General features: G+C 58.6%; 12 protein-coding genes and 1 pseudogene. 5 read left to right on the top strand and 8 right to left on the bottom strand.

Annotation, left to right across the window (positions count from 1 at the left end; all coding sequences use genetic code 11):
- Positions 1-35: 35 nt before the first annotated feature.
- Complete coding sequence (locus FQ705_RS04730) at positions 36-710, top strand: peroxiredoxin-like family protein (protein ID WP_144138260.1); 675 nt, start codon at positions 36-38, stop codon at positions 708-710.
- 10 nt (positions 711-720) lie between these two features.
- Here FQ705_RS04730 and FQ705_RS04725 read toward each other — a convergent pair whose 3' ends face one another.
- On the bottom strand, positions 721-1341 hold the full coding sequence (locus FQ705_RS04725; RefSeq protein ID WP_144138259.1) for a DUF3331 domain-containing protein: 621 nt from the start codon (positions 1339-1341) through the stop codon (positions 721-723).
- A 612-nt stretch (positions 1342-1953) separates the two neighbouring features.
- Here FQ705_RS04725 and egtB point away from each other — a divergent pair.
- The 3 genes and pseudogenes from egtB to FQ705_RS04715 form a co-directional block, all read left to right on the top strand.
- Positions 1954-3198: pseudogene (gene egtB, locus FQ705_RS34900) on the top strand (ergothioneine biosynthesis protein EgtB); the annotation flags it as partial.
- A gap of 51 nt (positions 3199-3249) precedes the next feature.
- A complete protein-coding gene (gene egtD, locus FQ705_RS34895) occupies positions 3250-4155 on the top strand; it encodes an L-histidine N(alpha)-methyltransferase (RefSeq protein ID WP_409934681.1) in 906 nt (301 codons plus the stop codon).
- A gap of 152 nt (positions 4156-4307) precedes the next feature.
- Entirely contained in the window at positions 4308-5225 is a 918-nt protein-coding gene (locus FQ705_RS04715) for a LysR family transcriptional regulator (RefSeq protein WP_144138257.1), read from the top strand.
- Here FQ705_RS04715 and FQ705_RS04710 read toward each other — a convergent pair.
- The 3 genes from FQ705_RS04710 to FQ705_RS04700 form a co-directional block, all read right to left on the bottom strand.
- Positions 5211-6404 (bottom strand): MFS transporter, encoded by a 1194-nt coding sequence (locus FQ705_RS04710; protein WP_144138256.1) that lies wholly within the window; start codon positions 6402-6404, stop codon positions 5211-5213. The genes FQ705_RS04715 and FQ705_RS04710 overlap by 15 nt on opposite strands.
- A gap of 164 nt (positions 6405-6568) precedes the next feature.
- Positions 6569-7558, bottom strand: coding sequence for a zinc-dependent alcohol dehydrogenase family protein (locus tag FQ705_RS04705; protein ID WP_144138335.1), 990 nt, complete (start codon positions 7556-7558; stop codon positions 6569-6571).
- Positions 7559-7600: 42 nt separating this feature from the next.
- Positions 7601-8704 (bottom strand): alkene reductase, encoded by a 1104-nt coding sequence (locus tag FQ705_RS04700; RefSeq protein ID WP_144138255.1) that lies wholly within the window; start codon positions 8702-8704, stop codon positions 7601-7603.
- A gap of 477 nt (positions 8705-9181) precedes the next feature.
- Between FQ705_RS04700 and FQ705_RS04695 the strand changes: the two genes are divergently transcribed.
- Positions 9182-11956 (top strand): ATP-binding protein, encoded by a 2775-nt coding sequence (locus tag FQ705_RS04695; protein WP_144138254.1) that lies wholly within the window; start codon positions 9182-9184, stop codon positions 11954-11956.
- On the opposite strand, the gene FQ705_RS04690 is transcribed toward FQ705_RS04695, so the two are convergent.
- The 4 genes from FQ705_RS04690 to FQ705_RS04675 all read right to left on the bottom strand — a co-directional run bounded on the left by FQ705_RS04690 (position 11935) and on the right by FQ705_RS04675 (position 15473).
- Positions 11935-13182: an MFS transporter gene (locus FQ705_RS04690; protein WP_144138253.1), complete on the bottom strand. Its 1248-nt coding sequence runs from the start codon at positions 13180-13182 to the stop codon at positions 11935-11937. The genes FQ705_RS04695 and FQ705_RS04690 overlap by 22 nt on opposite strands.
- A gap of 5 nt (positions 13183-13187) precedes the next feature.
- On the bottom strand, positions 13188-13589 hold the full coding sequence (locus FQ705_RS04685; protein ID WP_144138252.1) for a DUF427 domain-containing protein: 402 nt from the start codon (positions 13587-13589) through the stop codon (positions 13188-13190).
- A gap of 214 nt (positions 13590-13803) precedes the next feature.
- A complete protein-coding gene (locus tag FQ705_RS04680; protein WP_144138251.1) occupies positions 13804-14688 on the bottom strand; it encodes an ABC transporter permease subunit in 885 nt (294 codons plus the stop codon).
- Entirely contained in the window at positions 14688-15473 is a 786-nt protein-coding gene (locus FQ705_RS04675; RefSeq protein ID WP_144138250.1) for a taurine ABC transporter ATP-binding protein, read from the bottom strand. Before FQ705_RS04675 ends, FQ705_RS04680 begins: the two co-directional genes overlap by 1 nt.
- Positions 15474-15477 lie beyond the last annotated feature (4 nt).

Here is a 15477-nt window from a genome sequence, read left to right as displayed (position 1 = left end):
GGTGCTGCGGGTCTGCTGAACGGGAGGTGGCAGCCATGGAACAGTTTGATAACAGCGCAGGCGATTCGATTGCCGCCAGGACTGTAGCGGCGGCGTTTGCAGCGTCGGGTAACGCGTTGCGTGCGGGCGATCATGTGCCGGCCTTCTCCCTGCCGGACACGGACGGCGGGCTTGTGCCGGTTGACCGTCTGCTGCATCGCGGGCCGCTCGTCCTGTGGTTTACGCGTGGGCTATGGTGCAGCTATACAAACGATTCGCTACGCGACATCTCGGATGCATTCGCCCGCTTGATAACGGATGGTGCATTAGGGGCGGTCGTCCTGCCGCTGTCCGAGAGCGGCATGTCGGCAGATATCTTCTCGGTGCCGCGGTTGATGGATCCGGAGTTGAAGCTCATGCGCGATTTTGGCCTGACCTTCGAACTGCCCCCTGAACTCCAGGCGACATACCTGCGACTCGGCTACACGCCTCCCATGCCAAAGGGGCGCGCGACAGGCACGTTTCCGGTTCCAATTCCTGCGACATATCTCATTGATCAGAGCGGTACGGTTGTCTTCACGCAGAGCGACGTGGACTATCGGAATGGCATGAATAGCGGCTCATTGCTGACAGCGTTGCACGGGCTTCAGGTTCAGCGCCAGGGCAGGGCCGATGATCGATCGATACGTAGATCGACCGGTCGTGTCGGAGGGCCGCCTCGGCGCGGATGAGATCGGTGCATTATCCACCGGTTCCGGTGTACGTCACGCACTTGTCGGGATCATGGACTTGAGCGTCATCCGGAAGCGCGTGCTGCGAGAAGTATTCGTCGATCGACGCTTCCAGAAACATGGCCCCCGCGTTCAGCGCGTTACGGGATGTCGGCTTGAAGATCGGCATCCCTTGCGCGATGTATTTCCCAGTAAGAGCACAGGTCCCACGTATTCGCGCCAAACGTCGCGTCCATCTCTGATCCGAACAATGCCCTGCGGTTGCATCGTGCCAACTCACGAGCAAAGCACCGTTGCCTTGGCGTTCGATACAGGAAAACACGACGCTCGGACGCAAAAGGCACCAGAAACCTTGTGACGATGATCGGGATGGGAGCGCGAGGTTTCGGTGAGGCTCGCCAGGTGTGGCCGCCTGCTGCCCGGTTAAATCCGCGAGTATGGTCTGCCATGCGGTCGAAATCTTTCTTTGCTTTCGGCTGGACTGTACAGACAGTGGGTTGCGCTGGCCGGCCTCGTCGACTATCACGGTGTCAGGGCCGCGCCGCAGGTGCGAAGTGCCAACCTGGATGGCCGGAAGATCGGAATCGGGATCGAGAAGATCTTCGGTGAATTCAGCAGTATCGGGTTTCATGGCGAAGGGCTGCGACGTGGGTGGATGCTGGATGCGTGACCGCGCTCAAGTGCAGAGTAGTCAATCCAGGATTCACTTCACCTTTGGGATGCTGCTCTTTGCTGCGAAAAGCTGAAGCGCTGAGACATACCAGCCTGCAATCCGCTTGGGGCATACCGCAAAGGCATGACGCAATGCTTCGAAGGTCTTTGCATTGGACTCAGCCAGTCCCTACTGTTGATGACCCGGCATATCCCAGGCAGTCAGATGCTCGCCGATGGCTCTCGACCAGGTTCTGAAACACATCATGATCAAACGACTTTTGGTTTGCCTAATGAGATTTCTCCGCGCGGCCACGCAGCCGCCGACTGCTTGCCCTCACGCAGCAGTCTCGTTTCGCTGTCCCCCACCAGGCTGCATGTGAATTAGGTTCCGCTCTATCGGAATCTTCAATTCATCCTGTACGCCAAGCTCCGAAGGCGTGAGACGTGCAAATCAGCAGATTTCAGTTTTCGTCAGGTTTGCCGCATGACAGCGGCCGGCATCGTTCTGGAAGATGGTCGAGATGCATTGGAGCTGAGAGCTCTGCATTGCGGACCTGGAAAACCACGGACATACATTCGGAAAAAGTTTATGAGCTACCTAGAGCATTCAGCGACATTCGCCGTTACCCGAACCCAGGATAGTCCCGGTGCAGTAAGAGAAGGCGCGTCTGAGGATCTGGCCGCCGCGTTCCGCCGAGTTCGCCTGGCTACCGATGCACTGGTCGCCGCGCTCTCCCCGGAGGATCGCGCAGTCCAGTCTATGCCCGACGCCAGTCCCGTCAACTGGCATTTGGCGCATACGTCCTGGTTCTTCGAGACGTTCCTGCTGATGCCGTATTTTCGCGGCTACCAGGTGTTCGACGAAGGGTACGCATTTCTCTTCAACTCCTACTATGACGCCATCGGCAAACGGCAACCTCGTCATCGGAGAGGCTTATTGACTCGACCGTCAACCGGCGCCATCTCGGCCTATCGTTCGCATGTCGACAGGCACATGGAATGGCTCCTTGCGGACGCTGACCGGCCAGACGTCGAAGCGCTTGTACGGCTCGGCCTGGCTCACGAGGAACAGCATCAGGAGCTTCTCCAGATGGATCTGCTGCATCTCTTTGCGCAATCGCCCTTAAAGCCAGTCTTCGACGCCGACTGGCCGGCTCGGCCCGGCAGCATCGAGGGCGTGTTCCGTCGGCACAGCGGCGGCCTGCGGGAGATTGGCGCACACGGCGAGGGTTTCGCGTTTGATAACGAGAAACCGCGCCACAAGGTCTGGATCGAGCCGTTCGAGATCTGCGACACCCTGGTCAGCAACGGCCAATGGATCGACTTCATGAACGATGGCGGGTATTCCAGGCCGGAACTGTGGCTTTCCGAAGGTTGGGCGGTCGTGCAGGCGGAGTCGTGGCAGGCGCCTGCGTACTGGGAGATGGCGGAGGGCGCAAGCGGATGGCGTTCCATGACGCCTGGCGGGATGAGGGCTGTGCATCGCGATGAGCCCGTGCGCCACATAAGCTACTACGAGGCCGCCGCGTTTGCGACGTGGGCAGGAGCGCGACTCCCGAGCGAAGCAGAATGGGAAGTCGCGTGTCTTGCAGGCATTCTTTCTCTTGCTGATGCTGCTGTCTGGCAATGGACGCAGTCAGCGTATTCCGCGTATCCTGGCTTCAGGGTTTCGGCCGGAGCCATTGGCGAATACAACGGCAAATTCATGGTAGGACAGATGGTTCTACGAGGTGGGGCGCAAATTTCAGCGCCAGGCCACGCCCGGCCGACTTATCGGAACTTCTACTACCCGTCGCAGCGGTGGATGTTCGCCGGCCTCAGGCTTGCCCGGGACGCCAGGCCGGTCGTCAAAGACGATCGCGGAAACGGAGAATTTGCACACGCGATTACGTCGGGCTTGTCAGCCACGCAGAAGACCACGCCGCCGATGTACTTCTATGACGAAATGGGATCGGAGTTATTCGAGGCAATCTGTCAGACCCCCGAATATTACGTGACACGGGTGGAGAAAAAGCTTCTCGAGAGAATCGCGCCTGACATAGCAGCCTTAATCAAGCCGAGTTCGATTCTTGTCGAGTTTGGCAGCGGCGCCAGTGAGAAAACAAAATTTCTTCTCGATGCGGCGACGCGCATACGGACCTACGTTCCAATCGATATCAGCAGCGCGGCGCTCGCTGCGGCAGCAGCACGAATCGCGAACGATTATCCATCGCTACGGGTGATGCCGGTCGAGGGAGACTTCGTCACGATGGTAGAGACACCTTTTGATTTCCCGAAGGGCCCGCGGGTCGGCTTTTTTCCGGGATCGACGATCGGCAATTTCAGCCGGGATGATGCGATCCGCCTCATGTCGTCCGCGAAGGCAATGCTCGGACGAGGTTCGCGCTTCATCATCGGTGTAGACATGGTCAAGCCGCTAGACACGCTACTGGCTGCCTATGATGATTCGACAGGCGTCACGGCCAGCTTTAATAAAAACCTGCTGACGCGGATCAATCGCGAACTGGACGGAAACTTCGATCTCGACTCGTTCGAACACACCTCAGTCTGGAATAGCGAACTCAGTCGCATAGAGATGCATCTTGTCAGCACAAAAAGTCAAACGGTTGACGTGGCTGATCGCAGCTATATTTTTCAGGTCGGAGAGAGCATCCACACGGAAAGTTCTCACAAATATACCGTCGACTCGTTTTCGGCATTGGCGATGCTGTCAGGCTGGGCTGTGGAGAAACGTTGGCTGAGTGAAGGTGAAGAATTCGCGATCTTCTGCCTGAATGCCGATGACGCGTGAAGGTCTTTCGATGCGGAGAGATTTGCCTCGATGTCATATCACCGTCGACGGTGACATTTCGACCATGGACGAAGCGACCGGTTGGATAAATATTCACGCCGTTTCGCAAAAGGTGCAAAATCGGACAACACCTATTCCATCGGAGAATTGTTATGGACCGTTTGGCGGCGATGGAGATTTTCATCCGCGTAGTTGACACTGGATCGTTCTCTGCCGCAGCACGACATCTGGATATCGGTCAGCCGGCAGTTTCAAAATCGGTAGCGCAGCTTGAGGAGTGGTTGGGTGTGCGGCTCCTGCTTCGCTCCACTCGCGCGCTTACGCCTACGGAAGCCGGATCGAGCTTTTATCAACGGGCCCGCCGCGCGATTGAAGAGGCGGACGAAGCGGTTGTTGCCGCCAGAGGGACTTTGTCCGCGCTTTCGGGAAAGCTACGCGTTTCAGCGGCGGTATGTTTCGCACGATTGCATATCGTCCCCCGGCTGTCGGAATTTCTCGAACAGCACCCGAATCTCAATGTCGAGATGGTGCTCGACGATAGAAACATCGATCTGGTCGACGAGGGTGTCGATCTGGCCTTGCGAATGGGCGTACTCGCCGATTCGAACATGACCGCACGCAGGATCGGGGAAGCACGCCGTCGTGTCATTGGCACGCGCGAATACTTTGAACGTCACGGATATCCCGAGGCGCCAGCCGATCTGCTGGCACATCATGCGGTGATTTACACGAGGGATGGTGGAGGTGAGGACTGGACGTTCAGGAAGTCCACGGCCGAACTCTCGGTCAAGCTGCAGGGCAGGGTGAAGATCACTGCGACCGAGGGGGTACGCGCGGCGGTACTTTCAAATCTGGGGCTAGCGGTAGCTTCGGAATGGGCCTTCACGCCTGAACTGAAGTCGGGCGAGGTGATTTCGGTAATGGACGATTGGCTCTTGCCAACCATCATGCTGTCAGCGGTCTACCCGACGGGACGGCTTGCCAGCAGCAAGGCGCGTCAATTCGCTGCGTTCGCGGAAGCCTGCATTTCCGGGTCGCAGATGCCAGGCGCCGCATCAAACGGTCTCTGACTTCATGCAGGGCGAGGGTGAGCTTTCACTATCCATCCTTCCGCTGAGCGTGGTGAGCAGCAAAGCGACAATCGTGAAAAGTCCGGCGATCCATGGCGTGTTCATCAGCCCGATGTGCGTGACGATCAGGCCACCAACCGACGCGCCGCCGGCGACGCCAAGATTGAACGCGGCGATATTCATCCCGGACGCGACGTTCACGGAATGCGGAGCGAAGCGCTCCGCCTGTTTGACGACATACACCTGGAGCGCGGGCACGTTTCCAAACGCGACGCTACCCCATACGAGGACGGTCAGAAGAACGGGCAGTTTGTGCGCGGCAGTGAAGTCCAGCAGAAAGAGAACGATCGCGAGGACACCAAAAATCGCTTTTAAAGCCACGATCGAACCACGGTTATCAGCCAGCCGTCCGCCGAAGAAATTGCCGACGGCAACAGACACGCCGTAAATCAGAAGAACGGCGCCCACCACCGGTGGAGAGAAACCGGACACCTGTTCGAGGATTGGTGCCAGGTAGGTGAAAGCGATTAGCGAGCCGCCGTATCCAATGGCCGTGATGGCGAACACGAGGAGTAGTCGCGGTTCGCTAAAGAGCTGTGCCTGGCGGCGCAATGAAGACGGTGGCGCATGGGCGATATCGCGGGACACGAACACCAGCGCGCCCACCATGGCGATCAGCCCGAAGAGCGCCACGACCAGAAATGTCGCTCGCCAACCAAAATGCTGACCAACCAGCGTGCCGAGTGGGACGCCCGTTACAAAGGCAACGGTTAGTCCGCTGAACATCGTCGCAATCGCACCGGCCGCCTTATCTTTTGGAACAAGGCTCGCGGCGATCACCGATCCAACGGAGAAGAAGACTCCATGCGCGAAACCGCTCAGGATGCGCGCGACTACCAGCGTTTCATAGTTAGGCGCTTGCCAGGCCATCAGATTGGCGAGGGTGAAGAGTCCCATCAACGAGACTAATAGCGCCTTGCGCGGTACCCGTCCCGTCAATGCCGTCAGCACGGGCGCACCGATGGCCACGCCCAGTGCGTAGAAACTCACGAGCAGACCGGAGGATGCGAGTGTCACGGAAAGATCGTTAGCGATGGTCGGAATAAGGCCAACGACCACAAATTCGGTGGTGCCAATTGCAAACGCCCCGATCGTGAGGGCAAGAAGGGATAAAGGCATGATGGGTTCCGAGTACCGACGATTAGTCCCAGCCGGATAGGGAGAATAGCCAGTCGCGGCTACCTGTAAAGTCAGGTCGCCAGCCACGACGACCCTGCAAGACAATCAATGATCTCTATTGGAAAGAGAGAGCCTTAACAACAGCGAATATCAGCAACCATCGATCAGACCTTCACCACGATCTTGCCGAACTGGCCGTTGTTTTCCAGGTAACGGTGAACGTCGATCATTTGGGAAAACTCGAAGGTCTTGTCGATCACAGGCCGCAGATGTCCGCTGGCGATTCCCTTGCTGACATACTCGACCGCTGCTTTGCGACGAGTCTCGTCGCCGGTGGTTAGCCAGATATTGTGCCCTTTGATGGTCGGCATCTTCGCGATCATCGTGAGCACGGGAATGACGGTATCCTCTTCGGCAAGCGCTCCGTAGATGTATGCAATACCCTGGAAGGCCAGAGTCGAAATGAGCTTGGCGAAATCCGGGCCGCCGACCGGGTCGAATACGACGTTGGCGCCTTTGTTATCCGTGATTCGCATCACTTCGGCAACGAAATCAACTTCCTGAGTCGCGATCACATGCGTCGCGCCGGCTTCGAGAAGCTGCGCCCGTTTCGACGACGTTCTCGTCAGTGCGATCGTCGTTGCGCCAGCGTAATTGGCGATCTGGATGGCTGCGAGGCCAACGCTGCTGGACGCGGCGGGGATGACGACAAAGTCGCCCTTGCCGACTTTTGCATCTTCGATCAAAGCGCCGTAGGCGGTAATGAACATCATCCATATCGACGATGCTTCTTCGAACGTCAACGATGCGGGATGTTTCACCACGGCGTATGCCGGCATGACGATTTCTTCGCCATAGGTGTGATACTGGTTTTGGGAGAACGACGGAATCACACTGACGGCATCGCCCACCGCGATATCCGACACTTCCGCACCGATTGCCTCAACGATTCCCGCGGCTTCGTAACCGAGGCCGGCGGGGAAGGTCACGGGCTCGATATAAATATCGGTTCGCCACATGGATTCTGCACGGTTAATCCCGATCGCTTTGACCCTGATGGTGACTTCGTTGGCTGCGGGAGGCCGCAAGGCGGTGTCCACGAACTCGAGGACGTCGGGGCTGCCGGCTTTGGAAAAGAAAATACTGCGTGTCATGATCAATGTCTCCGAAGAGGGAATTAAACAGAGGGCGCCCATTCAGGCCGCGCTGACTCCGTCGTAGGTGGGAAAATCGCTGTAATGCTTTTCAGTGCCGCCCCAAAATGCCGCTCTGACATACGGTGTCAGGGGGAGCCTGTGCTTCAGGCGATATGGCAAATCCGGATTGGAGGTGAAGTGCCTGCCGAACGCAACGAGGTCGGCGTCTCCTGAGGCCACCAGGGCTTCCGCACTGGTACCGTCGAACCCGCCCGCAGCGATGATGGGATGTTTGAAAAACGAGCGCAGCGACTTCGCCGCGACCGGAGCATGTCCTTCATGAAGCGTTTCGTCGCCTTTGATCCGGGGGTCGATGACGTGCATGTATGCAATGCCGTAATCGTTAAGAACCTTTGCAACATGGCTAAAAGTAGCTTCGGGATCACTATCCGAAATGCCGCCCCATTCGCCAGAGGGCGAGATACGTACGCCTACTCGATCCGGGCCCCACACGGAAATGAGTGCTTCAACGCATTCGCGTAGAAAGCGCACACGGTTTTCTACCGGGCCACCATAAGCATCGGTACGCTTGTTCGTTCCGTCCTGGATGAATTGATCGACGAGGTAGCCGTTTGCCCCATGCAGTTCTACGCCGTCGAAACCTGCGTCCAGCGCGCGCTGTGCGGCGACGCGGAACTCTTCCACGATCGCAGGGATCTCGGTTATGTCCAGTGCTCGATGGGGCGACACGGGAACGAAGCCGTCCTTCGTCAATGCGACGCCTTCGAAAGGCACCAGCGACGGAGCAACCGGGGGGACGCCGCCGGTCATTTCGACATGGCTTTGCCGTCCACCGTGGATCAACTGCATGAAGACCCGGCCACCTTTTGCATGAACGGCCCGGGCGATCGCTTCCCAACCGGCGTTCTGGCTGTCGTCGAACCAGCTCGCGGCGCCCAGGTACGACCTGGCAACGATGGAAGTACTAACGCCCTCGATGAGTACGAGACCGTCTTTCGACGCTCGCTGGCCATAGAAATCAGCCATCATCGGGCTGGGAATGTCGCCGGGCTGGATGGTCCGCAGGCGAGTCATCGGTGCGAGGACGACCCGGTGAGACAGGGTGTAGGCGCCAAGCTTGATCGGGGTGAACAGATGATCCATGATGTTCCTCTACAGGCAGTTGAAGGGTTGCCAGTCGTCTTTCGCCGTCGGATATACATTAGCTATTCCCAGACGGTCGAAATAGACCTGAATCGGGATAGGGCTCATTCCAGATCGGGATGAACGCAGACACTGCGGTCACTGAAGAAGCAAACGAAGCTTCGACGGCTGGCGGTGGCCGTTGCCACAGTGAGTGGCTGCAACCAATCTAAACCGCCGTGCGCGAGCAGTTCTGTACGAAAGCTGAAGAGTGCTGATCCGGGCTGCGACCTGTGCCATGGCGGCGCTGGAGCGCCTTACAAAGTGAAATATAAAAATATCCGGACAGGGTTTGCGCTGTTTTGAGGGCTCGCAGGACCGATAGGTCAGGTGAAATCCAGGGAGACGGCGAATCTCTTTTGCTATCAGCAAGCGTCACCACGTCGTAACGCGCATCACATAATTCAAACTACTTCTGTTTTTTGCGAGGAGCCTGTAATGGACGCGTCTGCTTTCCCTCACGATGACTTCGCCTTCGGTACCACGATTGTCGTACCGCGCAGGAGAGAGCTCCTGCACAAAGGCGTCAAGATCGAGGTGGGTGACCGGGCGTTCGATCTCCTCCTGTTCCTCGTGCAGTCCAGGGGATCGGTGTTAAGCAAGGACAACATCATTGCGAGCGTCTGGAACAATCGCGTCGTAGAGGACAACACGGTAGAAGGCCAGATTTCCGCTCTCAGGCGTGCTCTCGGAGAAGACCGTTCCGCGATCCGGACCGTGACCGGTCGGGGATATCAATTCACGGGGGAACTGGCTGGAAAAGGAGCGAAGCTGGACGGCCTGGCAAGCGCGCAAACCGAGGCGCCGGCCTTTCCTGGCGTCACGATTCCCGCTGACATATGCCCGCTTATCGGTCGTGAAGTTGCCGTCGAAGAGGTGCGCGGACTGTTGACCCGCCACCGCTTGATCACGCTCGTCGGATCGGGCGGCGTCGGTAAAACCCGGCTCGCGCTGGAGGCGGCGCGTCAATCGATATCGAGTTTCGACGACGGCGTCTACATAGCCGAACTCGCGGCAACGACCTCGCCCGACTATCTGCCGACCACCATTGCCGTTGCGCTGGGTTATCCCCCGGGCGACGGCACACCGAGTCTCGATCGACTGGCGCCGACGCTGCTATCGAGACGACTGCTACTGGTGCTCGACAACTGCGAGCATCTGATTGATGCAAGCGCGAGAATGGCTGAAAGACTCCTGCGCGTCGCGCCGCGCGCTATTGTTCTGGCCACGAGCCGTGAGCCCTTGCGTGTACCGGGAGAGGTGGTCTACCGTGTGCCTTCCCTTGAGGTGCCGCCCGAGGAGGACCGCGGCGATGCACGGGAATTCGGTGCTGTGCGGTTGTTCGAGGAGCGTGCCGGTACCGATGCTCGCCTGAGTTGGGATCCGGTCGCTGCATTGCGTTTGGAATCTCGCATATGCCGGCACCTGGATGGCATCCCTTTGGCGCTTGAACTCGCGGCGGCGTGTGTGCCCGTGTTCGGTCTGCAGGGTGTCGCGGACCGTCTGGAAAATCGCTTCCAGATACTCACGCACGGTGCGAGGACCGCGCTACCCAGACAACAGACCTTGCGCGCTACGCTCGACTGGAGTTACGGCCTTTTATCCGGCCTTCAGCAGACTGTTTTGAACCGTCTGGGCATGTTCGCCGGAACGTTCACCATGGAGTCCGCTCTAGGCATGGTCACCTGTTCGGATATCCCGCCAGACTCAGTCATTGCTGCGATCATCGAGCTCGTCGATAAATCGCTTCTGTCGGTCACTTCGAGCGCAGGGAACGTACGATACCGTCTTCTGGAGTCGACGCGCGCCTACGCGAAGGAAAAACTCCAGGAAGGCGGCACGCTACGCGAGTGGTCGGGTCGTCACGCACGCTACTGTCTCGAGCTATTCGAGCCGGCCGAGCAGCGCGCGTCTTCCCGCGAAGACGTCGATTGGAGGAATGTATACGTCCAGCACCTGGATGACCTTCGCGCGGCCATGATGTGGTCCTTTGGCTCCGATGGGGATAGGCCGCTAGCGGTGCGGCTAACGGTTTCGAGCATTCCGTTTCTTATGCATCTCGCGCTGCTCAAGGAGTGTCAGGCTCGGGTGGACGAGTCACTGGATTGGTTGTCAACTCAGGATTCCAGGGTCGACGAGCGGCATATGAAGCTCTACGCCGCTCGAGGAATGAGTTTGCTATGTCATACGGTTGGCACTGAGACTGGCGATGCCTTTCAGTCGACCGTCAACATAGCCGGCGATATCGGGAATCTGGACTTCGAACTCCTGGGCATGTGGGGACGTTGGATGTGCCACTACCTGAATGGAGAATTCGAGCAGGCGATTGCATTGTCGGGGAGATTTCATCGGGTCGCTTCGTTATCCGTGTGGCCCTGCGATCAACTTGCAGCGCACCGTCTGACGGGAATGTCGCTGTTATTTGCGGGTGATATCGATCACGCGATAGACGAGTTAAGCATAGCGGCTATCGATCAAACGTCGCTGACGCGCTCTCATCGAATGCGCTTCCTTTATGACGAAAAGATGCTGTCGTACGCGTCTCTTGCTCTTGCGCTCTGGCTGGGGGGCAACCCCGACGAGGCGCGGGCCATGGCCCATCAATCACTCGTCTCGGCACGCGAACTCGATCATCCGGTCTCCATCTGTTACGCGTTGAGCGAAGCGGTTTGCACATTGGCACTCGTTTGCGGGGACGATAGTTCGCTCGAAGACGCAGTCGCCGCGCTCGTTGTCGAAACCCGGCGCCACAGCATCTCCACTTGGCATGCACGTGCGCAGATGTGGCAAGGTCTTCTGGACATGCGTGCCGGAAACACCTCTGCGTTTGCCCAGATGATCTATCCGGCGATGGAAAACATTGGCTCAAAACGCTTTTATCTATCGCTCACTCCATTCGTCACGGCCACCGTCGACGCGTTGACGAAGCACGGAAAAATCGAGCAGGCCACTGATGTGATCGAGGAAGCGGTAGGCCGTGCGCTTCGCACGGGCGACAAATCCTCGCTACCCGAGCTTTTAAGGGCAAAGGCGGAGGTGCTGATGGCTGACCGCAGGAGACCGAGGTTAATCGAGGCTGAGCAGGTGCTGGTTCAGGCGATGGAGAGTGCCGGGCAATATGGCTTTCTTTCGTTGAAACTGCGTTGCGCGATGAGCCTCGCCAATCTGGAGCATGTGAAAGGAATCAGAAGTCAGTGCTTGACAGCATTTTGATTGCTCTGGTTGGCAGGCGCCCGATCGAGCATTGCCGGCCACCAGAAAGCGCCGACCGATACAGCGGAGAGCAACGCAATGAGCGTACACACCTGCTGAAGAGCATGGTAAATGCCAAAGCGGGTGATAGCGAGTCCCAGAGCCAATGCAGTGAGCGCCTGGATCAGATAGCAGCAGAAGTACAGGGACGAAAGCGCGAGGCCGCGGCTGGTGTCCGGCGTACCTGAGTTGAGATTTCCGAGTCCGCCGAGGAAGAGCAGACCATAGCTCGCCCCGCCAATGACGGTTGAGAGCAGAAACAGCGAAAGTGAATGGTCCATTCCGGCGCGAACGAGAAGTATCGTCGACACGACAGCGCAGATGCCGCCAACCAGCACCGTGTGCCGGAACGGCATGCGCCGAAGTGCGATGCTTGCCAGGCCCCATACCGCAGCAAAGAGCGAGATCATCGAGCCGTTCACGAGCGCATTGCTCGAGCGAACAAGATCATGGGCGATCTGCGCACCCGCCGACAGAAACACCGAACCCAACATGAAGGCCGACACGCAAGCTAACGCGGACGACCAGAAAACACGTCGGCTCGGTTTCGGCACCCCGACGACACGAATTCGCCATCCAGACGGCTTCGTTGCAGGCACATCCGACGGCAACCACAACGTATAGCCGAAGAGAAGAATCAGGAAGCCTAGCAACGTGACGTAATTCATACGTAGCGGCAGGGGAGCATATTGAATCAACGCGCCGCCAATCAATGTGGCGAGCGCGAGCCCAACTGCTTGCGCGGCGGTATTGGCAGCGCTGGCAATATGGCGACGGGAGACGGGGGAATACTCCACGAGCGCAGCCGATGCCGGTCCGGCTGACAGGCCGACCCCCGCGCCCATGAAAATACGTCCCGCAAAAAGCTGCATGGGGCCGTCGGCCACCGCGAACAGCGCGACCCCGATGATCGAGCATGCGAGTCCGATCAACATCGTACGTTTTCTGCCGACCCACTCGGGAAGGTCTGCCAGAAGCAACAACGCGACGACCACCACAACAGGGTAGACGGCAAATATGCCGGCCACCGTCGAGGCGCTCAGGTCAAACTGCCTTGCGTATATCGGGTAGAACATCGCCGGCGCAGCGCTGGTCCACAAGGTATGCACGCTTACTGCTGCCGCAATCCAGAAGTAAGCTGGCTTTCGCTGCGGGACGGCTGCCGGCGTGGTCGTCAAGCGGATCATGAGGATCAGGCGGCGCTGGAAAGGTCGATCGAGTCGACCCGATCCGGATAGAACGCGAGATACCCTTCGATCTGCTGCACAGCCGGGAACGGCGATTCATACGTCCAGACTGCATTGACCGAACGTTCACCGCCAGGGATGATCGAGAAGTACGAGCAGTCGCCCTTGTATGGGCAATAGGTCGAATGGTCCGTCGACGCCAGCATCGTCATGTCCACGTCGCTACGGGGAATGTAGTAGACGGGGCTGTACTTCGCTTCATGCAACGTAAGCGCATGGCGCGAGTCGGCGATCGTCTTTCCGGCCACGGTCACTCTCACGCGTGCGGCGGTTGCTTCGATAGTGATGGGATGATCTGGACTGGGAATCTTGATCGAGCGGCCATTAGCGGTTTGCGGTGACGACATTTGCTTGCTCCGATTGCTGAGACGAAGTGACAGAGGAAAACCTCCGAAGTCGCTCTGTGTGTAAGCTCCTCAAGCGAGAATCTAGCCGCTGGCGTACGCGATTGAAATGACTTTTTAGGCCTGCCGGCATGCCTGCGAGGCATGGGGATGGAGTGCGGCAGTCGCAGCGGCCTGAAGCAGCAACAAGGCGTAGCGACATCCCCCGGGTGGTATGTCACATCTTCCCTTTCCACGGCGTCAATGCACGCTCGATCTGACGCATCATCAGGTCAAAGCAGTACGCAAGCACGCCGATCACGAGAATCCCCATGATCACGACATCCGTGCGTAGAAAGTTCGACGCGCTCAGCACCATCTGACCGAGGCCGGCGGTTGCCGCGACCATTTCTGCGGCAACCAGCGTGGTCCAACCGAAGCCGATCGCGATGCGCATGCCGGTCAGAATCTCGGGCATGGCGGCAGGCAGAACGACAAGCCGGATCACTTGCCAGCGCGTCGCGCCGAGCGAACGCGCGGCATTGATCTGTTCGATCGCGACGGAGCGTACCCCTGCTTTGGACGCCATCGCGAGCGGCGCAAAGCAGGCCAGATAAATCAACGTGATCTTTGCGCTTTCGTCGATGCCGAGCCAGATCACGATCAGCGGCAGATAGGCGAGCGGCGGCAGCGGACGATAGAACTCGATGATCGGATCAAAGATGCCGCGCGCAATGCGTGACGTCCCCATGGCAATGCCGACCGGTACCGCCGTGACGACAGCCAGCGCGAACGCGGCCAGAACGCGAATCATGCTGATCGTGATGTGCTGCACGAGGAGCGTACCGCCCTGCGTGTCGCCTTTGATTGCGCCGATCAAGGCCTCGAAGGTCGCGGCCGGCGAGGGCAGGAACAGCGGTTTGATCCAGCCAAAGCGTGTGCTGATCCACCATAACGCGAGCAGCGCCGCAGTGGTCGCGAGACTGATTGCAAACGTGCTGCCCTGGCCCAATGCGCCATACGAAGTCGCCCGCTTGCGCGACATGCGCCGGGTCGGCGCGACCGCCGTGGCATCCTGGCTGAGCGCCGGGTCGATCAGCACGTCGGTATTTGAGTTCGACATCAGTGTGTGCCTCCCGACGAGGTTTCGTGAACTAGCGACAGCACACGCTCGCGCATCGCGATGAAGTCTGCGCTGGCTTTGGTCGCCCGCGCATCGCGTGTTTGCAGAAACGTTCTGGCAAACGGCAATTCGATTTCGTGCACGATCCGTCCCGGATGCGGCGCCATGATGACGAGACGTGTTGCGAGAAACAGTGCTTCCTCGACATCGTGCGTGATGAAAAAGAACACGCCCTTCGAGTCGTTCCACAGGTCGAGCAGCAGCGTCTGGATCGACTCGCGGGTGAAAGCATCGAGCGCGCCGAGCGGCTCGTCGAGCAGCATCACGTGTGGCGATGACGCAATCGCACGCGCCACGCCTACACGTTGCTGCATGCCGCCCGACAACTCGTACACGGGCCGTTGCGCAACCGCGGACAGACCGACGCGCCGCAGACATTCCATGCCGATACGGCGTCGTTCGTTGAGCGGCACATGACGCAACCGCAATCCGAATTCGACGTTCTCGATCACGTTCATCCAGGGCATCAACGCGTGCTTCTGAAACACCACACCACGCTCGAAACCGGGACCATTGACAGGTTTCCCGTCGAGTACGATCTCGCCGCGTGTGGGCGGGATGAAACCTGCAATCGTGTTGAGCAAGGTAGTCTTGCCGCAACCCGACGCGCCCAGCGCCACGACGAATTCGCCCGCCTCGATATTCAGCGATATGTTGTCGAGCGCGAGTGCCGGTGGTCCCTTGCGGGCGGCATATTCAATCGAGAGATCCTTGATTTCGAGCATGATC

The organism is Paraburkholderia sp. BCC1884 (assembly GCF_900996225.1).
Lineage (GTDB): Bacteria > Pseudomonadota > Gammaproteobacteria > Burkholderiales > Burkholderiaceae > Paraburkholderia.
This window is presented reverse-complemented; position numbering and strand designations above follow the sequence as displayed.

Bases quoted from the DNA above. Each gene is read 5' to 3' on its own strand.
- FQ705_RS04690 (WP_144138253.1), bottom strand. From the start codon at position 13,182: ATGATCCGCTTGACGACCACGCCGGCAGCCGTCCCGCAGCGAAAGCCA.
- FQ705_RS04695 (WP_144138254.1), top strand. From the start codon at position 9,182: ATGGACGCGTCTGCTTTCCCTCACGATGACTTCGCCTTCGGTACCACG.
- FQ705_RS04725 (WP_144138259.1), bottom strand. From the start codon at position 1,341: ATGAAACCCGATACTGCTGAATTCACCGAAGATCTTCTCGATCCCGAT.
- FQ705_RS04700 (WP_144138255.1), bottom strand. From the start codon at position 8,704: ATGGATCATCTGTTCACCCCGATCAAGCTTGGCGCCTACACCCTGTCT.
- FQ705_RS04675 (WP_144138250.1), bottom strand. From the start codon at position 15,473: ATGCTCGAAATCAAGGATCTCTCGATTGAATATGCCGCCCGCAAGGGA.
- FQ705_RS04705 (WP_144138335.1), bottom strand. From the start codon at position 7,558: ATGACACGCAGTATTTTCTTTTCCAAAGCCGGCAGCCCCGACGTCCTC.
- FQ705_RS04680 (WP_144138251.1), bottom strand. From the start codon at position 14,688: ATGTCGAACTCAAATACCGACGTGCTGATCGACCCGGCGCTCAGCCAG.
- FQ705_RS04730 (WP_144138260.1), top strand. From the start codon at position 36: ATGGAACAGTTTGATAACAGCGCAGGCGATTCGATTGCCGCCAGGACT.
- FQ705_RS04715 (WP_144138257.1), top strand. From the start codon at position 4,308: ATGGACCGTTTGGCGGCGATGGAGATTTTCATCCGCGTAGTTGACACT.
- FQ705_RS04685 (WP_144138252.1), bottom strand. From the start codon at position 13,589: ATGTCGTCACCGCAAACCGCTAATGGCCGCTCGATCAAGATTCCCAGT.
- FQ705_RS04710 (WP_144138256.1), bottom strand. From the start codon at position 6,404: ATGCCTTTATCCCTTCTTGCCCTCACGATCGGGGCGTTTGCAATTGGC.